This is a genomic window from Enterobacter kobei (genome assembly GCF_001729765.1).
In the GTDB taxonomy this organism is placed as follows: domain Bacteria; phylum Pseudomonadota; class Gammaproteobacteria; order Enterobacterales; family Enterobacteriaceae; genus Enterobacter; species Enterobacter kobei.
In genome coordinates, this window is sequence record NZ_CP017181.1 from 4,815,847 (window position 1) to 4,836,076 (window position 20,230).

Consider the following 20,230-nt stretch of genomic DNA (forward strand, 5'->3'; position numbering starts at 1 on the left):
AGCGGGTCAGACATTCCATGTTTACCAACAACAAACCCTGTTTATCCCTTGGCTGATACCGTCCGTGTACGGTTCCCTTTCCTTTTAAAACGCCTCCAAGCGCCGGTCGTCCTGACTGTCCTGCGTCTTCGCCTCCTGGCGCTCCTGACCCTAATCCTTAAGTCGAATTCCTGTTGGCTTCCTCGCCCTGACGCATACTTTACCTTGTTCGCTTAAACTAACAAGCAACGAAACGGTGCAAAAAGAGATTTTCAGACAATTACCCGGAAATAAGCTTATGATTTAAAACAGTTTGACTTTTTTGACACCTGCGAATTCTCTTAAATCTCCCATAGCATGATGAGCCGATCTCTCACACAAGTGCGGGCTTTCCCCTGCAAGCTCTGTGTAATGAGAAAAGCCTTTTGTTGGCATTCGGGTATAATCCCCCCCAGATTACGATTTTGGAGACGACCACGTGACTACCTGGAACTACCAACAGACGCATTTTGTCACCAGTGCGCCCGATATTCGCCACCTGCCATCTGATACCGGTATTGAAGTGGCTTTTGCTGGCCGCTCCAATGCGGGGAAATCCAGCGCCCTGAATACGCTGACCAATCAGAAGAACCTGGCGCGCACCTCAAAAACGCCTGGCCGTACCCAGCTGATCAACCTCTTTGAAGTGGCTGAAGGCAAACGCCTGGTCGACTTGCCGGGATATGGTTATGCGCAGGTGCCTGAAGAGATGAAGATAAAATGGCAACGTGCGCTGGGCGAATACCTGGAAAAACGCATGTGCCTGAAAGGTCTGGTGGTGCTGATGGACATTCGCCATCCGCTGAAAGATCTCGATCAGCAGATGATCGACTGGGCCGTCGCAAGCGATATTGCCGTGCTGGTGCTGCTGACAAAAGCCGATAAGCTGGCAAGCGGTGCGCGTAAAGCGCAGGTGAATATGGTTCGCGAAGCGGTACTGGCCTTCAATGGCGATGTACAGGTGGAGCCTTTCTCTTCGCTGAAAAAACAGGGTGTAGACAAGCTGCGCCAGAAGCTTGATAGCTGGTTTAACGAGCTGGAACCCGCGACAGAAGCGGAAGAAGAGTAATACTGAGCGCGGCAATGCCCGCGCTTTTTTTTACCTGAACTTTTCTTTGCCACAATAAAAAACGCCCCAGTCATTACTGACTGGGGCGGCTAAAATATTCAGCCAAATCCGATTACGTGAAGTAAAAGGTCTGAAAGATAGAACATCTTACCTCTGTACCCTACGTCGATAACTCTACCCCTTTTTTTGCTGCAGAAAAAGCACTTTTTGTAGTTTTTTTTCATTCTTTACATAGGGAATTCTAATGATCGTCACAAAACGCACGTGGTTATGTTGCTAACTTACATAAAAAGCGCGTTATTCACAGAACCGTTAGTGAGCCTGATCCCAGTTTTCACCACTCCCCACTTCCACCAGCAACGGCACGTCAAGCGTCATGCTGCTTTCCATCAGTTCGTGGATCTTTTTCGACACGGTGTCGAGATCGTCTTTATGCACTTCAAACACCAGTTCATCGTGTACCTGCATGATCATTTTCACGCGCGGCTTCTCTTTCTCCAGCCAGGCATCCACGGCAATCATTGCACGCTTGATGATGTCTGCTGCAGTTCCCTGCATCGGGGCGTTGATCGCGGCACGTTCTGCGCCAGCGCGGCGCGCCGCGTTGCTGGATTTGATGTCCGGAAGATAAAGACGGCGGCCATCCAGGGTTTCAACGTAACCTTTCTCTTTCGCCTGAGCGCGAGTGCGTTCCATGTACTCCAGCACGCCCGGGTAACGTTCGAAGTAGAGATCCATGTACTTCTGCGACTCTTTACGCGGGATGTTGAGCTGGCGTGAAAGGCCGAAAGCGCTCATACCGTAGATCAGACCGAAGTTGATCGCTTTTGCGCTGCGGCGCTGCTCGTTTGTCACGCTGTCCAGCGGCAAACCGAACACTTCCGCTGCGGTCGCCCGGTGAATATCTTTCCCTTCCGCAAATGCCGTCAGCAGGCCTTTGTCACGGGACAGGTGCGCCATAATGCGCAACTCAATTTGCGAGTAGTCAGCCGAGACAATCAGGTAGTCATCAGGTGCAATAAAGGCCTGGCGAATGCGACGCCCCTCTTCATTACGCACCGGGATGTTCTGCAGGTTTGGATCGGTTGACGAGAGTCGACCGGTTGCCGCAACGGCCTGATGATATGACGTATGCACCCGGCCCGTTTTCGGGTTGATCATCAGCGGGAGCTTGTCGGTATAAGTAGACTTCAGCTTCGCGAGACCACGGTACTGCAGGATCACTTTTGGCAGCGGGTAATCCAGTGCCAGTTCTTCCAGCACCTCTTCAGAGGTGGATGGCGCACCGCCAGGGGTTTTCTTCAGCGGCTTGATGCCCTGTTTTTCAAACAGGATGGTTTGCAACTGTTTAGGTGAAGAGAGGTTAAACGGCTCGCCTGCAAGCTCATGGGCTTTCTGCTCAAGCTCGGTCAGACGCTGTGCCAACTCTCCGGAGTGGTTATGCAGCACCGTAGGGTCGATTTTTACGCCGTTGCGTTCAATACGCGACAACACGGGAACCAGCGGCATTTCGATATGCTGGAACACGTTGAGCGGACCTTCATGCTTCTGCAGTTTCGGCCACATTTTCAGATGCAGCTGCAGCGTAACGTCGGCATCTTCCGCCGCGTAGCGCCCTGCTTCTTCGAGAGCTATCTGGTTAAAGGTGAGCTGATTTTTTCCTTTACCGGCAATCTCTTCAAAGGTGATGGTTTTGTGCTTGAGCCAGCGGTCAGATAAGGAATCCATATCATGACGACCCGCGACGCTGTCCAGAATATAGGATTCGAGCATGGTGTCGAAGGCAATCCCGCGCAGTTCAATGCCGTAGTTTTGCAGAATACCGCGGTCATACTTGAGGTTTTGCCCGACCTTCAGCGCCTTTTCGTCTTCCAGAATCGGCTTCAGCAGCTCAAGCACGCGTTCGCGAGAGATCTGCTCTGGTGCATCCAGATAATCGTGCGCCACAGGCACATAGGCTGCCATACCCGGCTCTGTTGCAAAGGACAGACCCACCATGTTGGCAGAGATATTATCGAGGCTGTCAGTTTCGGTATCAAAGGCAAACACCGGTGCCTTTTTCAGTTTCTCGATCCAGGCGATCAGCTGCGACTCTTCAAGAATGGTTTCGTAGTTATCGAAGGAGAGGACTGTGGCTTCTTCTTCTGCCTGCTCTTCGGCATCAACGACAATCGTCTCTTTTGGCTTTGCAGCAGGTTTGGCCCCTTTCGCCTGCAGCCATTTACCCGCTTCCACGTCAGTGGTCCAGCGCTTGAATTCGTATTTCTTAAACAGGTTCAGCAATTCGTCAGCAGAAGGCTGTTGGACTTCCAGCTGCTCACAGCCCAGTTCCAGTTCGACATCGGTTTTAATTGTTGCCAGCTTATAAGAGAGATAAGCCACCTCTTTGTTCTCTTCCAGTTTGCCGGCCATGGTTTTTGCGCCACGGAAGGAGAGGCCTGCAATTTTGTCTGATTCGGCGTAAAGCGTATCCAACCCACCCAGACCCTGAAGCAACGCCTGCGCGGTTTTTTCACCGACGCCGGGCACACCAGGAATGTTATCCGAGGAGTCGCCCATCAAGGCAAGGAAGTCGATAATCAGTTCCGGCGGCACACCATACTTAGTGACCACCTCTTCTGGCCCCAGAATGGTATTGGTCATAGTGTTAATCAGGGTGATGCCTGGCGTCACCAACTGTGCCATATCTTTATCACCGGTGCTGATCAGTACCGGACGACCCATTTTTTCTGCTTCTCGCGCCAGCGTACCGATGACGTCGTCGGCTTCTACGCCAGAGACAGCCAGCAGCGGCAGGCCCATCGCTTTCACCATGGCGTGCAGCGGCTCAATTTGCGCACGTAGATCGTCAGGCATAGGCGGACGGTGGGATTTGTAATGCTCGAACAACTCATCGCGGAAGGTTTTGCCTTTCGCATCAAAAACGACTGCCGCATGGGTTGGCTGATACTGAAGGATCAGGCTGCGCAGCATATTCAGCACGCCGTACATTGCGCCGGTAGGTTCCCCTGCGCTATTGGTCAGAGGAGGAAACGCATGGTATGCCCGATACAGGTAAGATGAGCCATCGACGAGAATAAGTGGGTTTTCTGGGATCTGAACCATAATGTCCGTGCCTTTAATCAATTTATGCGTAAAGGATGCCACATAAGGATGAAAACATCAGTTATTCAGTCCCGATACAGAAAAAGATTTTGCGATCGTGAGGATCGCTCGCAAAAATCAAACTGTGGATAAGTTTGTGAATATTTTCACTTCAAATGAAAAGTAGACAGCCATTGCAGATCAATACTGATAATAAATCATTAAATATCATACTGTTAATTAAGCGCATCACATAAAAACAGCTTACTGATGGCAATTTAGTCTATGTGGATATAAGTCCTGATTAGTGCGCAATATTAGAGAAATCTTCTGCATCAGGGTAAAAGCGGTCAAATGACGGCGTGAAAGCGCCAATACTTTGTCGTTTTTCTGGTAAAATCAGCGCCCAGCGCCGACGTGTCGGCCGCGCTCTTACCGCTAACCACCTGAAAAAACTCATCATGTCGAGATTGCTCGCTGCAATAACCTTACTGTTAAGCATCATTTTAACTATTCTGGTGACGATCGCCTGTTCCGTGCCGATCATCATCGCCGGGATCATTAAACTGCTGCTGCCTGTGCCCTCGGTGTGGCGAGCCGTGTCAGCGTTTTGTAACTTCATGATGTACTGTTGGTGTGAAGGGCTGGCGATCCTGTTGTGTCTGAACCCGCATCTGAAGTGGGATGTCGAAGGACTGGATAACCTCAATAAAAAGAACTGGTATCTGCTGATTTGTAATCATCACAGCTGGGCCGACATCGTGGTGTTATGCGTGCTTTTCCGCAAACACATCCCGATGAATAAATACTTCCTCAAGCAACAACTTGCCTGGGTACCTTTTATTGGGCTGGCCTGCTGGGCGCTCGATATGCCGTTTATGAAACGCTATTCGCGCAGCTATTTGCTTCGTCATCCGGAGCATCGTGGTAAGGATGTAGAGACCACCCGCCGTTCCTGCGAAAAGTTTCGCGCGCATCCAACAACCATTGTGAACTTTGTGGAAGGCTCCCGGTTTACGGAAGAGAAACGTCAGCAAACACGCTCCCCGTATCAAAACCTGCTGCCGCCAAAGGCGGCGGGCATTGCGATGGCGCTTAATGTACTGGGTGCTCAGTTCGATAAGTTACTCAACGTCACGCTCTGCTACCCGAAGAACGATAACACCCCGTTCTTCGATATGCTCAGCGGCAAGCTGACACACATTGTTGTGCGGGTGAATTTAGTTCCCGTCGATGCCGAACTGCATGGCGACTACGTTAACGATAAAAATTTCAAACGTCGTTTCCAGCAGTGGCTTAATACACTCTGGAAAGAAAAAGACGAGCAGATAGACAGCATTAAATCTTCATACAAAAACGCCGGTCAGTGACCGGCGTTTTCATCTCTAAGAACTTACTTTTTCTCAACCAGGTATTTCACGGTGTCAGCATACTGCTGAACGAAAATATCCATGCTGCTGGTGTCCATGCCCTGCATGTTCAGCTGATATTTACCGTTAACGAACATCGCCGGAACGCCCTGAAGCTGCAGGTCAGACGCCGCTTTTTCCTGCTGAGCAACCAGAGATTTCACCACAAAGCTATTCCACGCGGCGTCATACTCTTCCCCTTTCACACCAGCATCAACGAACACTTTACGGATATCCGCTGTGGTCTGAACGCTCTGGGTTTTCTGCACGGCTTCAAACATTGGGGCGGTGATCTTATCTTCCACGCCCAGTGCCATCGCAACCGCCCACGCCTGAGTCAGGTCTTTACCCAATGGGCCCAGGAACTCAACGTGGTACTTGGTCATTTTGGTGCCTTCCGGCAGTTTTTTCTTCACGTTGTCAGAAACATGCAGCACTTCTTCGAACTGGTAGCAGTGCGGGCAGTAGAACGAGAAGAACTCGAGAACCTGTGGCTCGCCAGCAACCGGCTTCTCCAGCGTAGTGTACTGTTTGCCGTCGGTAAATTGTGCAGCAGAAGCGCTAAATGCCAGAATCATACCTGCCAGCGCCAGCCAAATTTTTTTCATGATTAACTCTCTCCTGGGTGTGTCCTATTAATACATCGGCGTTAATTGCAGCGGGGGTTCCTGAAGAACCTTAACCTGCTCAGTGAATGTAGATATCTGGCTGCGCCAGTAATCTTCCCCGGTAAGCCACGGGAAATTACGGGGAAATGCGGGATCGTCCCAACGCCTGATTAACCACGCGAGATAATATACAAAACGCATCGCACGTAAAGGTTCAATCAGGGCAATTTCGTCTGAATTAAACGGGCTAAATTCTTCATAGGCTTCAATAATGGTTTCAAGCTGCATGCGTTGCTCGGCTTTGTCGCCATTCATCAGCATCCACAGGTCCTGAACCGCGGGCCCCATGCGCGCATCATCAAGATCGACAAACAGCGGGCCATCGCGCCAGAGTATATTTCCGGCGTGACAATCGCCGTGCAGGCGCAGGACGGAAATATCATCGCGCCAGCAGGTTTTTACCGCAGCAATAAGTTTATCGGTGGCGCTGAGGAAATCAGCCTTTAGCCCAGTGGGGATCAGTGCAGAGGTTTCGAATACCTGGCGCGGCTCGATAAGATATTCCTGAATACCGATCGTCGGTCGGGCTGTGAATGCCGTTTTTCTTCCCGTCTGGTGAATGCGACCCAGATAGCGGGCAACCCACTCCATTTGATCGATATTATCCGCTTCAAACTGGCGGCCACCCAGGCTTGGGAATACAGCGTAATAAAAGCCTTCATGCGTCAGCAGCGTTTGGTTGTTGAATTTTATCGGTGCGGCAACCGGGACATCGTCATCCAGCAGATCGTGAGCAAACTGATGCTCTTCCTGAATTTGTTCTGCGGTCCAACGTTCAGGCCGGTAGAACTTCACGACAAAGCGCTGACGATCCTCATCCTGAAATTGATAGACACGGTTTTCGTAGCTATTTAAAGGCGTTAACCCCGAATCCACACGAATGCCCTGTTCAAACAGGGCATCCATAATGGTATCCGGGTGTAATGTCTGGAAAGTAAAAGCCTGGTCGTTCATCCGTTCATCCGGAAATTATACGAATGATTCAGGATATCATCTTGTGGCGATTTCGGTGGCTCCGCTTACAAGCTTTTACTCTTTAATTACGCCACGGGCGCGCAGCAGCGCCGTTTTAAAATCTTCCTCATAATCCTTCTGAATACCAGGAATAACAGCATCTTTGGCAGAATCGCGCATTTTGAGGTGGTAGATCAGGATGTCATCAGAAAGGTCTGCCAGTTCGCCGTCAAAACCTGACTCTTTTGCCAGTTTCTGCAAGAATTGCATCAGATTAAGCTCTGGCTCTTTTTGCCAGGCTGGCTGGAGGAGTTCAATAACTTCATTCAGACGTTTACATTTCATGGTGGTGCTCCTTTCATTTAGAGTGACACGTTAGCAGGGTCAATCCCACAATAAAAGAGGCGATATTCGTGAATCTTAGCCAGGAAATCATTGGGGTCGTTCTGGCAGGTGGCAGAGCAACGCGGATGGGAGGGAAAGATAAGGGGCTCCAGCTCCTGAATGGCAAACCCTTATGGCAATGTGTCGCTGATACGCTCGCCGGCCAGGTGACAACCCTGGCCATCAGCGCGAACAGGCATATCGACACGTATCAGCACAGCGGGTATGCCGTGTATCAGGATAATATTGAGGATTACCCGGGGCCGCTGGCCGGTATGCTCTCAGTGATGCAGCAGTCGAACAGTGAGTGGTTTCTGTTCTGTCCCTGCGATACCCCGTTTATTCCATCCTGTCTCGTTGAGCGTCTGGTTCAGCTTCGTGGCACAGCATCCGTGGTTTGGGTACATGACGGCGAGCGCGACCATCCTGCTATTGCCTTAATGCACCGCTCGCTAGTGTCTTCTCTGGAGGCGTATCTGGCGGCGGGAGAACGCAGAGTGATGGTGTTTATGCGCCAGTCTGGCGGCCATCCTGTTGATTTTAGCGATTTCAAATCGGCTTTTGTGAACGTGAATACGAGTGAAGATTTGCAGAGGATGCAGGAGAAGAGATGATCCCCGTTTTAGCTATTTCCGCTTGGAGCGGCACAGGGAAAACCACGCTGCTGAAGAAACTAATACCCGCACTGTGTGCGAAAGGTATTCGCCCCGGATTGATTAAGCATACGCACCATAACATGGATGTCGATAAACCGGGAAAAGACAGCTATGAGCTGCGTAAAGCGGGTGCCGCGCAGACAATCGTGGCAAGCAATCAGCGCTGGGCATTAATGATAGAAACGCCAGATGAGGCACCGCTGGATCTGGCTTATCTGGTCAGCCGGATGGATCATTCCAGCCTGGATCTGGTGCTGGTCGAGGGGTTTAAGCATGAGGCTGTACCTAAGATCCTGCTGTTCCGAAGCGATGCCGGGCACGATGTTAGCGAGTTAACGCTTGATGAGCATGTGATTGCGGTGGCCGGTGATGTTGTATTGCCGCTTGAGGTTCCGCAGTTGGATTTAAATGATGTGGATGGGATAGCGGAGTTTATTGTGACGTGGAGTGCGGTTTGATGCCCTCTTCCTGCGGGAGAGGAAAACCAAAAGCAAAAAACCCCGCACCTTACGGTACGGGGTTCTTCTATTTGATGCCTGGCAGTTCCCTACTCTCACATGGGGAGACCCCACACTACCATCGGCGCTACGGCGTTTCACTTCTGAGTTCGGCATGGGGTCAGGTGGGACCACCGCGCTAAAGCCGCCAGGCAAATTCTGTTATCTGTATCAGGCTGAAAATCGTCTCTCACCGCCAAAACAGCTTCGGCGTTGTAAGGTTAAGCCTCACGGTTCATTAGTATCGGTTAGCTCAACGCATCGCTGCGCTTACACACCCGACCTATCAACGTCGTCGTCTTCAACGTTCCTTCAGGAGACTTATAGTCTCAGGGAGAACTCATCTCGGGGCAAGTTTCGTGCTTAGATGCTTTCAGCACTTATCTCTTCCGCATTTAGCTACCGGGCAGTGCCATTGGCATGACAACCCGAACACCAGTGATGCGTCCACTCCGGTCCTCTCGTACTAGGAGCAGCCCCCCTCAATTCTCCAGCGCCCACGGCAGATAGGGACCGAACTGTCTCACGACGTTCTAAACCCAGCTCGCGTACCACTTTAAATGGCGAACAGCCATACCCTTGGGACCTACTTCAGCCCCAGGATGTGATGAGCCGACATCGAGGTGCCAAACACCGCCGTCGATATGAACTCTTGGGCGGTATCAGCCTGTTATCCCCGGAGTACCTTTTATCCGTTGAGCGATGGCCCTTCCATTCAGAACCACCGGATCACTATGACCTGCTTTCGCACCTGCTCGAGCCGTCACTCTCGCAGTCAAGCTAGCTTATGCCATTGCACTAACCTCCTGATGTCCGACCAGGATTAGCTAACCTTCGTGCTCCTCCGTTACTCTTTGGGAGGAGACCGCCCCAGTCAAACTACCCACCAGACACTGTCCGCAACCCGGATTACGGGTCTACGTTAGAACACCAGCCATTAAAGGGTGGTATTTCAAGGTCGGCTCCACGCAGACTGGCGTCCACGCTTCAAAGCCTCCCACCTATCCTACACATCAAGGACCAGTGTTCAGTGTCAAGCTATAGTAAAGGTTCACGGGGTCTTTCCGTCTTGCCGCGGGTACACTGCATCTTCACAGCGAGTTCAATTTCACTGAGTCTCGGGTGGAGACAGCCTGGCCATCATTACGCCATTCGTGCAGGTCGGAACTTACCCGACAAGGAATTTCGCTACCTTAGGACCGTTATAGTTACGGCCGCCGTTTACCGGGGCTTCGATCAAGAGCTTCGCGTTACCGCTAACCCCATCAATTAACCTTCCGGCACCGGGCAGGCGTCACACCGTATACGTCCACTTTCGTGTTTGCACAGTGCTGTGTTTTTAATAAACAGTTGCAGCCAGCTGGTATCTTCGACTGATTTCAGCTCCACCCGCAGGGGCTTCACCTACATATCAGCGTGCCTTCTCCCGAAGTTACGGCACCATTTTGCCTAGTTCCTTCACCCGAGTTCTCTCAAGCGCCTTGGTATTCTCTACCTGACCACCTGTGTCGGTTTGGGGTACGATTTCGTGTTACCTGATGCTTAGAGGCTTTTCCTGGAAGCAGGGCATTTGTTACTTCAGCACCGTAGTGCCTCGTCATCACACCTCAGCGTTAAAAAGGTACCGGATTTACCTGGAACCTCCGCCTACATGCTTAAACCGGGACAACCGTCGCCCGGCTAACATAGCCTTCTCCGTCCCCCCTTCGCAGTAACACCAAGTACAGGAATATTAACCTGTTTCCCATCGACTACGCCTTTCGGCCTCGCCTTAGGGGTCGACTCACCCTGCCCCGATTAACGTTGGACAGGAACCCTTGGTCTTCCGGCGAGCGGGCTTTTCACCCGCTTTATCGTTACTTATGTCAGCATTCGCACTTCTGATACCTCCAGCAACCCTCACAGGCCACCTTCAACGGCTTACAGAACGCTCCCCTACCCAACAACGCATAAGCGTCGCTGCCGCAGCTTCGGTGCATGGTTTAGCCCCGTTACATCTTCCGCGCAGGCCGACTCGACCAGTGAGCTATTACGCTTTCTTTAAATGATGGCTGCTTCTAAGCCAACATCCTGGCTGTCTGTGCCTTCCCACATCGTTTCCCACTTAACCATGACTTTGGGACCTTAGCTGGCGGTCTGGGTTGTTTCCCTCTTCACGACGGACGTTAGCACCCGCCGTGTGTCTCCCGTGATAACATTCTTCGGTATTCGTAGTTTGCATCGGGTTGGTAAGCCGGGATGGCCCCCTAGCCGAAACAGTGCTCTACCCCCGAAGATGAGTTCACGAGGCGCTACCTAAATAGCTTTCGGGGAGAACCAGCTATCTCCCGGTTTGATTGGCCTTTCACCCCCAGCCACAGGTCATCCGCTAATTTTTCAACATTAGTCGGTTCGGTCCTCCAGTTAGTGTTACCCAACCTTCAACCTGCCCATGGCTAGATCACCGGGTTTCGGGTCTATACCCTGCAACTTAACGCCCAGTTAAGACTCGGTTTCCCTTCGGCTCCCCTATTCGGTTAACCTTGCTACAGAATATAAGTCGCTGACCCATTATACAAAAGGTACGCAGTCACCTAACAAGTAGGCTCCCACTGCTTGTACGTACACGGTTTCAGGTTCTTTTTCACTCCCCTCGCCGGGGTTCTTTTCGCCTTTCCCTCACGGTACTGGTTCACTATCGGTCAGTCAGGAGTATTTAGCCTTGGAGGATGGTCCCCCCATATTCAGACAGGATACCACGTGTCCCGCCCTACTCTTCGAGTTCACAACCTGTGCATTTTCGTGTACGGGACTATCACCCTGTACCGTCGGACTTTCCAGACCGTTCCACTAACACACAAGCTGATTCAGACTCCGGGCTGCTCCCCGTTCGCTCGCCGCTACTGGGGGAATCTCGGTTGATTTCTTTTCCTCGGGGTACTTAGATGTTTCAGTTCCCCCGGTTCGCCTCGTTAACCTATGTATTCAGTTAACGATAGTGTGACGAATCACACTGGGTTTCCCCATTCGGACATCGCCGGGTCAAAGGTTCATATCACCTCGCCGGCGCTTTTCGCAGATTAGCACGTCCTTCATCGCCTCTGACTGCCAGGGCATCCACCGTGTACGCTTAGTCGCTTAACCTCACAACCCGAAGATGTTTCTTTCGATTCATCATCGGTTTGCGAAAATTTGAGAGACTCGAACACACATAACATGTGTGTCGTTTCAATTTTCAGCTTGATCCAGATTTTTAAAGAGCAAATATCTCAAACATGACTCGCAAGTCAGTTTTGAGATACGGGGGTCGGCGACTTTCACTCACGAACCAGCAAGTGGCGTCCCCTAGGGGATTCGAACCCCTGTTACCGCCGTGAAAGGGCGGTGTCCTGGGCCTCTAGACGAAGGGGACACTGAAGTCTCAATCGCAAGACGCCTTGCTATTTACTTTTCATCAGACAATCTGTGTGAGCACTACAAAGGCAGGTTCTTTAAGGTAAGGAGGTGATCCAACCGCAGGTTCCCCTACGGTTACCTTGTTACGACTTCACCCCAGTCATGAATCACAAAGTGGTAAGCGCCCTCCCGAAGGTTAAGCTACCTACTTCTTTTGCAACCCACTCCCATGGTGTGACGGGCGGTGTGTACAAGGCCCGGGAACGTATTCACCGTAGCATTCTGATCTACGATTACTAGCGATTCCGACTTCATGGAGTCGAGTTGCAGACTCCAATCCGGACTACGACGCACTTTATGAGGTCCGCTTGCTCTCGCGAGGTCGCTTCTCTTTGTATGCGCCATTGTAGCACGTGTGTAGCCCTACTCGTAAGGGCCATGATGACTTGACGTCATCCCCACCTTCCTCCAGTTTATCACTGGCAGTCTCCTTTGAGTTCCCGGCCTAACCGCTGGCAACAAAGGATAAGGGTTGCGCTCGTTGCGGGACTTAACCCAACATTTCACAACACGAGCTGACGACAGCCATGCAGCACCTGTCTCAGAGTTCCCGAAGGCACCAAAGCATCTCTGCTAAGTTCTCTGGATGTCAAGAGTAGGTAAGGTTCTTCGCGTTGCATCGAATTAAACCACATGCTCCACCGCTTGTGCGGGCCCCCGTCAATTCATTTGAGTTTTAACCTTGCGGCCGTACTCCCCAGGCGGTCGACTTAACGCGTTAGCTCCGGAAGCCACGCCTCAAGGGCACAACCTCCAAGTCGACATCGTTTACGGCGTGGACTACCAGGGTATCTAATCCTGTTTGCTCCCCACGCTTTCGCACCTGAGCGTCAGTCTTTGTCCAGGGGGCCGCCTTCGCCACCGGTATTCCTCCAGATCTCTACGCATTTCACCGCTACACCTGGAATTCTACCCCCCTCTACAAGACTCTAGCCTGCCAGTTTCGAATGCAGTTCCCAGGTTGAGCCCGGGGATTTCACATCCGACTTGACAGACCGCCTGCGTGCGCTTTACGCCCAGTAATTCCGATTAACGCTTGCACCCTCCGTATTACCGCGGCTGCTGGCACGGAGTTAGCCGGTGCTTCTTCTGCGGGTAACGTCAATTGCTGCGGTTATTAACCACAACACCTTCCTCCCCGCTGAAAGTACTTTACAACCCGAAGGCCTTCTTCATACACGCGGCATGGCTGCATCAGGCTTGCGCCCATTGTGCAATATTCCCCACTGCTGCCTCCCGTAGGAGTCTGGACCGTGTCTCAGTTCCAGTGTGGCTGGTCATCCTCTCAGACCAGCTAGGGATCGTCGCCTAGGTGAGCCGTTACCCCACCTACTAGCTAATCCCATCTGGGCACATCTGATGGCAAGAGGCCCGAAGGTCCCCCTCTTTGGTCTTGCGACGTTATGCGGTATTAGCTACCGTTTCCAGTAGTTATCCCCCTCCATCAGGCAGTTTCCCAGACATTACTCACCCGTCCGCCACTCGTCACCCGAGAGCAAGCTCTCTGTGCTACCGTTCGACTTGCATGTGTTAGGCCTGCCGCCAGCGTTCAATCTGAGCCATGATCAAACTCTTCAATTTAAGTTTGATGCTCGTGAATTAAACTTCGTAATGAATTACGTATGTTCACTCAGAGACTTGGTATTCATTTTTCGTCTTGCGACGTTAAGAATCCATGTCACTTTGAGTGCCCACACAGATTGTCTGATAAATTGTTAAAGAGCAGTGCCGCTTCGTTTTCGCTGCGGCGCGGGGTGTGCATATTACGCTTTCCCGCTTCAGAGTCAAGCGTTTATTTTGCTTTTCTCTGCTGACCCGGCGGCGTGTGTGCCGTTGTTCCGTGTCAGTGGAGGCGCATTATAGGGAGTTATTTCACAGTGACAAGAGGAAATTTAAAAAAAGTTTCCGTCCGTGTTTTTTTTCACCAATAGCGGTGAAATCAAGCTACAAATTGTTCTATTTGATGTATCTACAACCACAATCACATTCGAGGTGGCATAATTATCAGCATGAAACATTAAGGAATAAACGCGATGCCATTAAGCGCACAACAGCTGGCCGCCCAAAAAAACCTCTCCTATGTGCTGGCAGAAAAGCTGGCGCAGCGGATTTTAGCGGGAAAATATGCCCCGGGCAGCATCCTGCCGGGTGAAATGGAGTTGGGCGAGCAGTTTGGGGTGAGCCGTACCGCCGTTCGTGAAGCGGTGAAAACCCTGACGGCAAAAGGGATGGTTCTCCCGCGCCCGCGCATTGGTACGCGCGTGATGCCGCAGAGTAACTGGAATTTTCTCGATCAGGAGCTGCTCTCCTGGTGGATGACCGAAGATAACTTTCATCAGGTGGTCGATCACTTCCTCGTGATGCGTAGCAGCCTTGAACCCCAGGCCTGCCTGCTTGCCGCCACGCTCGGAACAGCAGAGCAGAAAGCGCAACTTAACGCGTTGATGGAAGAAATGGTATTCCTGAAAAAACACTTCAACCGGGAACGCTGGGTTGAGGTCGATATGGCCTGGCATGAACATATCTATATGATGAGCGCCAATCCCTTCCTGACCTCCTTTGCCTCGTTATTCCATTCGGTGTACCACACCTACTTTTCCTCTATTACACAAGACGAAGTGGTAAAGCTGGATTTGCATCAGGCGATAGTGGATGCCATTCAGGAGAGCGACGGGCAGCGAGCCCTGAGTGCGTGCCAGGCATTGCTGGCCGCGCCAACCCACCAGCAGGTAGATAAATGACAAAGAAAAAAGCGCGCAGCATGGCCGGATTGCCGTGGATTGCAGCCATGGCGTTCTTTATGCAGGCACTGGATGCCACCATCCTCCACACAGCGCTTCCCGCCATTGCACAAAGCCTCAACCGCTCCCCGCTGGCAATGCAATCCGCCATCATCAGCTATACCCTGACGGTGGCGATGCTGATCCCGGTAAGCGGCTGGCTGGCTGACCGCTTCGGTACCCGCAGAGTTTTCATGCTGGCCGTAACGCTCTTTACCCTGGGTTCGCTGGCCTGCGCGCTCTCCACATCCTTAACAGAGCTGGTTATCTTCCGCGTGTTACAGGGCATTGGCGGCGCGATGATGATGCCCGTGGCGCGCCTGGCATTGCTGCGTGCCTACCCACGCAGCGAGCTGCTTCCCGTGCTCAACTTCGTCACCATGCCGGGCCTCGTCGGCCCGATACTGGGCCCGGTACTCGGCGGCGTGTTTGTGACCTGGGCAAGCTGGCACTGGATCTTCCTGATTAATATCCCGATTGGTGTGGCAGGGCTGTTCTACGCTCGCAAATATATGCCCAACTTCACCACGCCAAGACGCAGCTTCGATATGGGCGGATTTTTCCTGTTTGGTCTGAGCCTGGTGCTGTTCTCCAGCGGGATGGAGCTGTTTGGTGAGAAAATCGTTGAAACGTGGCTGGCACTGGCCGTCATCCTCAGCGGTATTCTGCTTTTCCTTCTTTATATACGTCATGCGCGTCGCCACCCGACACCGCTTATCTCTTTATCGCTGTTTAACACCCGGACCTTCTCCGTCGGGATTGCAGGAAACATAGCTTCACGCCTGGGGACAGGATGCGTACCGTTCCTGATGCCATTGATGTTGCAGGTAGGTTTTGGCTATCCGGCCCTGATTGCCGGCTGCATGATGGCGCCCACGGCAATGGGTTCAATTCTGGCAAAATCAACCGTTACGCAGGTACTGCGCTGGTTTGGCTATCGTAAGACGCTGGTTGGCGTGACGATCTTTATCGGCCTGATGATTGCGCAATTCTCTCTGCAATCCGCCTCTCTTCCCGTCTGGATGCTGATCCTGCCGTTGTTTGTGCTGGGCATGGCAATGTCGACGCAATTTACGTCGATGAACACCATTACCCTTGCCGATCTGACTGACGACAATGCCAGTAGCGGCAACAGCGTGCTGGCGGTAACGCAGCAGCTGTCGATCAGTTTAGGGGTGGCGGTAAGTGCAGCAGTGCTGCGCTTTTATGAGGGTTTTGACAGCGCGAATACCGTTGAGCAGTTCCACTATACCTTTATTACGATGGGCGCACTCACGGTGGTATCGGCGCTGGTCTTTATGCTGTTAAAACCGAAAGACGGCCGAAACCTGATCAAAGAGCGCCACAAAGCAAAGGCTAAACCGAACCCCGTTCCATCAGAACAGGAGTAAGCTGCAGACGTTGCTGTTGCAGCGTGGGCTGCGCCATTCGGTGGATCAACACATCAATGGCCAGCTCACCCAATTCATCTTTCGGCTGATGAATGGTGGTCAGCGGCGGCGTCATGTAGCGCGCCAGTTCGATATCATCGTAGCCAATGATCGCCATATCGTCCGGAACGCGTAACCCCGCCTGATACAACGCCTGATAAGCACCAAATGCCATCGCATCGTTACCGATAAATACCGCCTGCGGACGCGGCTCTTGCATCAGCAATGTCTGCATCGCCTCAAAGCCGCCGTTAAATTCGAAATCACCGGTGATCCGGTAGCCGTCAGGGATGGCAAGACCCGCGCGTTCCATCGCCGAGAGATAACCTTCCAGACGCAAGCGCGCCGGGGTTTTATCCAGCGGGCCGGTAATGCAGGCGATGCGGGTATGACCTTTATCGATCAGATGCTGAGTTGCCATGTCGCCGCCCAGCAGGGAATTATCCTGAATCAGATCGCTGGTCCCATCGAACGGCGCCCAGTCCATCATCACCGTAGGAATTGAAGGGTAGCGCTGGATAATCTCTTTCGACGGTTGATGGGTTTCGGTACAGAGCAGCAATAACCCGTCGACGCGTTTTTGCATCAGCGTTTCCAGGTTACGGTTCATGCGCTGTTCGTCACCCTCGGTATTGCACAGCACCAGACTGTAGCCACGCTCGAAGCAGCTGCGCTCTACGCCGCGAACAAGTTCAGAATAAAAAGGGTTGGTACTGGCGGTGATCAGCATACCGATGGTGCGCGTCTGGTTAAGCTTAAGGCTGCGCGCCAGCGCCGACGGCGCATAGTTGAGATCTTTTACTGCGGCTTCGACTTTCTCCCGAATCGCCTCGCTAACGAAACGATCGTTATTAATAACGTGAGAGACAGTCGAAGTAGAAACGCCCGCCATGCGGGCGACATCTTTCATCGTAGCCAAGCGTTACCCCTGCTGACTTAAGAATTCATCGATCTCTTTGCGCCACGGTACGGAAGGCTGTGCCCCTTTACGCGTCACCGCAATTGCGGCGGCGGCATGCGCAAAGCGGATCGCATCATCCATCACTTTGCCTTCCAGCAGCGCCGTCACCAGCGCACCGTTGAAGGTATCGCCTGCGGCAATCGTATCAATGGCTTTAACCCTGAAGCCCGGCACGCGACGCCCTTCGCCGTTTACGCTTGCCCACACCCCACGGCTGCCAAGAGTAATGATAACGGTCCCGATGCCCTTTTCATGCAACACTTTCGCCGCACGCGCGGCATTATCATCATTTTCAACACGAATGCCCGTCAGCTTTTCCGCTTCGGTTTCGTTTGGCGTAATGATGTCCACCAGCGCCAACAACTCGTCTGATAATACACGGGCTGGAGCAGGGTTAAGTACGACAGTGGTATGGTTTTCATGCGCAATTTTGGCGGCGGCCAGCACGCTTTCAACCGGTGACTCCAGCTGCATCAGCAGGGCTTCGGCTCCACCGATGAGTGCTCGTTGCGCTTCTACGCGCGCCGTCGTCAGCGCAGCGTTAGCACCCGCATGAATACCGATGACATTCTCACCTTCAGCGTTGACGAAAATCAGCGCCACGCCGGTAGACTCCCCCGCAACAACGCTGACCGGCGCGATATCAATATTATCGCTGGCCAGCTGTTTACGTACGCGCTCACCGGTATCGTCATCACCCGTGCAGGCGATAAACGCAATATTCGCCCCACTGCGTCCGGCGGCGACGGCCTGGTTTGCGCCCTTACCGCCAAATGCTACCTGGTACTGATTACCCGTGACGGTTTCGCCCGGTGCAGGGAATAATTCAAGGTTAAGAATGTGATCGGCATTGATACTGCCAAGGACGACGAGGTTACCTGCGGTTTTCATGGTTGGATTGTCCATCTGAGAGCGCCACCGGTGTTAACCGGTGGCGTATGCCACACTTTTCTTTATTGGTGTCCCTCAGGCAGCCAGCGACTGCCTGATTCGCCTTTTACTGCTTGATGACCAGCTTCAGGTCAACAGGGTATTTGGCCTGAACTTTTTCGCCCTTCAGCACTTTGTCGGCAGTTTGTACGCCAGTCGCGCCAATCTGCTCAGGCAGCTGAGCGATGGTCGCAGCCAGTTTGCCATCATTTACCGCTTTTTCACCATCCGGCGTACCGTCAAATCCGACAACCATCACATCAGATTTACCTGCAGTCTGCAGGGCACGCAGCGCACCCAGCGCCATCTCATCGTTCTGTGCAAACACAGCCTGCACGTCAGGATGTGCGGTCAGCAGGTTCTGCATAACGTTCAGACCTTTAGTACGGTCGAAGTCTGCTGGCTGGCTCGCCAGGACGTTGAATTTGTGTGCAGCAACAGCTTGCTGGAAGCCTTCGCCACGCTCACGCGCTGCGGACGTCCCGGCAATCCCCTGCAGTTCGATGACTTTGGCGCCTTCACCGGCTTTCTTCGCAATGTAATCACCGGCGATTTTACCGCCCAGCACGTTATCAGACGCGATGTGGCTGACTACATCGCCTTTGTTCGCCTGACGGTCCAGCGTGATCACCGGAATTTTCGCCTGGTTTGCCATTTTAACGGCGTTACCTACGGCGTCAGAATCGGTTGGGTTGATCAGCAGGATTTTGGTGCCACGAACGGTTAAGTCCTGAACGTTCGCCAGCTCTTTCGCCGGGTTGTTCTGAGAATCCAGCACGACCAGGTTGTAACCCAGCTTGTCAGCTTCTTTCTGCGCACCATCCTTCAGGGAGACGAAGAACGGGTTGTTAAGGGTAGAGACAACCAGCGCGATGGTGTCTTTCGCCATGGCGTTAGCACTTACGGTTGCGCTCAGCGCGACAGCGGAAACCAGAGTAGCCAGTTTTTTCATGTTCATATCTAAGATGTCCTGTAGTGTCGTCAGTTACTGTTTTTTGTTGTCTACCAGTACCGCCAGCAAAATCACCACTGCCTTAACGATCATCTGGTAATAGGAGGAAACACCTAACAAATTCAAACCATTATTCAGGAAACCGAGGATCAGTGCGCCGATCAATGTCCCAACAATGCGACCTTTACCGCCCGCCAGACTCGTACCGCCCAGAACCACCGCCGCGATGGCATCCAGTTCATAGCCCGTACCCGCCGTTGGCTGCGCAGAAGAAAGACGCGCCACTTCGATGATGCCCGCCAGAGAGGCCAGCAGGCCGCACAGGGAGTAAACGATAATTTTGACTTTATTGACGCTAATACCGGACAGACGCGTTGCCGCTTCGTTACCGCCCAGCGCATAAATGTAACGACCCAGACGAGTGTGATGCAGCATGTACCACGCCGCCAGGAAGACGATAGCCATGATCCAGACCGGCGTCGGGACGCCCAGCGGACGGCCAATACCGAACCAGCCAAACAGATCGGCATTATCCGTAAACCCGGTATTGACCGGGCTACCGTTGGTGTAGACCATGGTCACACCGCGCAGCAGCAGCATCATTACCAGCGTGGCGATAAACGCCTGAACACGCCCTTTTGCCACGATTACGCCGGTTACAGCGCCAATCGCCGCGCCTGCTGCCAGTGCAGCGGCAACCGCCACCAGCGCGTTGACTTCAATCCCGACAAGCGAAGCGGCGATCGCACCGGTGAGCGCCAGCAGGGAACCGACGGACAGATCGATACCCGAGGTCAAAATCACCAGCGTCATCCCGACCGCCATAATGGCGTTCACAGACGTCTGCTGCAGAATGTTGAAGAGGTTATTAACGGTGAAGAAATTCGGGCTCATGGTCGATACAATCGCGATCAGCACCAGCAGGGCAATCAGCGATTTTTGTTCCATCAGCCATGCCTTTGTGAAATAGCGGCGACCAGAAACAGCCTGGGTAGTCATCTTC

Annotated in this window: 15 protein-coding genes, 1 tRNA gene and 3 rRNA genes; 6 read left to right on the top strand and 13 right to left on the bottom strand. The window is 52.6% G+C overall.

The window, feature by feature from the left end; all coding sequences use genetic code 11:
- Positions 1-457: 457 nt before the first annotated feature.
- On the top strand, positions 458-1,087 hold the full coding sequence (yihA, locus tag BFV64_RS23315; protein ID WP_014885764.1) for a ribosome biogenesis GTP-binding protein YihA/YsxC: 630 nt from the start codon (positions 458-460) through the stop codon (positions 1,085-1,087).
- Positions 1,088-1,185: 98 nt separating this feature from the next.
- Here yihA and spfP read toward each other — a convergent pair whose 3' ends face one another.
- Together spfP and polA are read right to left on the bottom strand one after the other, a co-directional pair.
- Positions 1,186-1,233, bottom strand: a complete 48-nt coding sequence (gene spfP / locus BFV64_RS26195; RefSeq protein ID WP_071892919.1) for a small protein SpfP — start codon at positions 1,231-1,233, stop codon at positions 1,186-1,188.
- Positions 1,234-1,399: 166 nt separating this feature from the next.
- A complete protein-coding gene (gene polA, locus BFV64_RS23320; RefSeq protein WP_014885765.1) occupies positions 1,400-4,192 on the bottom strand; it encodes a DNA polymerase I in 2,793 nt (930 codons plus the stop codon).
- Positions 4,193-4,632: 440 nt separating this feature from the next.
- On the opposite strand from polA, the gene BFV64_RS23325 reads away from it, so the two are divergent.
- Positions 4,633-5,541, top strand: coding sequence for a 1-acylglycerol-3-phosphate O-acyltransferase, YihG family (locus BFV64_RS23325; RefSeq protein WP_045134854.1), 909 nt, complete (start codon positions 4,633-4,635; stop codon positions 5,539-5,541).
- Positions 5,542-5,564: 23 nt separating this feature from the next.
- Here the strand turns inward: BFV64_RS23325 and dsbA are convergent, their stop codons facing one another.
- The 3 genes from dsbA to BFV64_RS23340 all read right to left on the bottom strand — a co-directional run bounded on the left by dsbA (position 5,565) and on the right by BFV64_RS23340 (position 7,547).
- Entirely contained in the window at positions 5,565-6,188 is a 624-nt protein-coding gene (gene dsbA, locus BFV64_RS23330) for a thiol:disulfide interchange protein DsbA (RefSeq protein WP_069602455.1), read from the bottom strand.
- 27 nt (positions 6,189-6,215) lie between these two features.
- Positions 6,216-7,202, bottom strand: a complete 987-nt coding sequence (locus BFV64_RS23335; RefSeq protein ID WP_014885769.1) for a serine/threonine protein kinase — start codon at positions 7,200-7,202, stop codon at positions 6,216-6,218.
- Between the two features lie 75 nt (positions 7,203-7,277).
- Positions 7,278-7,547 (bottom strand): YihD family protein, encoded by a 270-nt coding sequence (locus BFV64_RS23340; RefSeq protein WP_003861904.1) that lies wholly within the window; start codon positions 7,545-7,547, stop codon positions 7,278-7,280.
- A 68-nt stretch (positions 7,548-7,615) separates the two neighbouring features.
- Here BFV64_RS23340 and mobA point away from each other — a divergent pair, with 68 nt between their 5' ends.
- Both mobA and mobB read left to right on the top strand, forming a co-directional pair.
- On the top strand, positions 7,616-8,200 hold the full coding sequence (gene mobA, locus BFV64_RS23345) for a molybdenum cofactor guanylyltransferase MobA (protein WP_023331643.1): 585 nt from the start codon (positions 7,616-7,618) through the stop codon (positions 8,198-8,200).
- Positions 8,197-8,700 carry a molybdopterin-guanine dinucleotide biosynthesis protein MobB gene (gene mobB / locus BFV64_RS23350; RefSeq protein ID WP_069602456.1) on the top strand — a complete coding sequence of 168 codons (504 nt, stop codon included), beginning with the start codon at positions 8,197-8,199 and terminating at the stop codon, positions 8,698-8,700. The genes mobA and mobB overlap by 4 nt, the downstream gene beginning before the upstream one ends.
- 76 nt (positions 8,701-8,776) lie before the next feature.
- Here the strand turns inward: mobB and rrf are convergent.
- The 4 genes from rrf to BFV64_RS23370 all read right to left on the bottom strand — a co-directional run bounded on the left by rrf (position 8,777) and on the right by BFV64_RS23370 (position 13,755).
- A 5S ribosomal RNA gene (gene rrf / locus BFV64_RS23355) occupies positions 8,777-8,892 on the bottom strand.
- Positions 8,893-8,956: 64 nt separating this feature from the next.
- Positions 8,957-11,862 (bottom strand): 23S ribosomal RNA (locus BFV64_RS23360).
- A gap of 192 nt (positions 11,863-12,054) precedes the next feature.
- Positions 12,055-12,130: transfer RNA gene (locus tag BFV64_RS23365), tRNA-Glu, on the bottom strand.
- 85 nt (positions 12,131-12,215) lie between these two features.
- Positions 12,216-13,755: ribosomal RNA gene (locus BFV64_RS23370) — 16S ribosomal RNA — on the bottom strand.
- Together the 16S, 23S and 5S rRNA genes with 1 tRNA gene alongside form the textbook arrangement of a ribosomal RNA operon.
- Before the next feature lie 452 nt (positions 13,756-14,207).
- On the opposite strand from BFV64_RS23370, the gene BFV64_RS23380 reads away from it, so the two are divergent.
- Both BFV64_RS23380 and mdtD read left to right on the top strand, forming a co-directional pair.
- Complete coding sequence (locus BFV64_RS23380) at positions 14,208-14,915, top strand: FadR/GntR family transcriptional regulator (protein WP_014881867.1); 708 nt, start codon at positions 14,208-14,210, stop codon at positions 14,913-14,915.
- A complete protein-coding gene (gene mdtD / locus BFV64_RS23385; RefSeq protein WP_069602457.1) occupies positions 14,912-16,345 on the top strand; it encodes a multidrug transporter subunit MdtD in 1,434 nt (477 codons plus the stop codon). The genes BFV64_RS23380 and mdtD overlap by 4 nt, the downstream gene beginning before the upstream one ends.
- Here mdtD and rbsR read toward each other — a convergent pair.
- From rbsR to rbsC, 4 genes are all read right to left on the bottom strand, one after another.
- Entirely contained in the window at positions 16,311-17,303 is a 993-nt protein-coding gene (rbsR, locus tag BFV64_RS23390; protein ID WP_014881869.1) for a ribose operon transcriptional repressor RbsR, read from the bottom strand. The genes mdtD and rbsR overlap by 35 nt on opposite strands.
- A gap of 3 nt (positions 17,304-17,306) precedes the next feature.
- On the bottom strand, positions 17,307-18,236 hold the full coding sequence (rbsK, locus tag BFV64_RS23395; RefSeq protein WP_045134511.1) for a ribokinase: 930 nt from the start codon (positions 18,234-18,236) through the stop codon (positions 17,307-17,309).
- Positions 18,237-18,342: 106 nt separating this feature from the next.
- A complete protein-coding gene (gene rbsB, locus BFV64_RS23400) occupies positions 18,343-19,233 on the bottom strand; it encodes a ribose ABC transporter substrate-binding protein RbsB (protein ID WP_014881871.1) in 891 nt (296 codons plus the stop codon).
- A 27-nt stretch (positions 19,234-19,260) separates the two neighbouring features.
- The gene (rbsC, locus tag BFV64_RS23405) at positions 19,261-20,226 is read right to left on the bottom strand and encodes a ribose ABC transporter permease (protein ID WP_014881872.1); all 966 of its coding nucleotides are present in this window, start codon (positions 20,224-20,226) and stop codon (positions 19,261-19,263) included.
- Between the last annotated feature and the right edge of the window lie 4 nt (positions 20,227-20,230).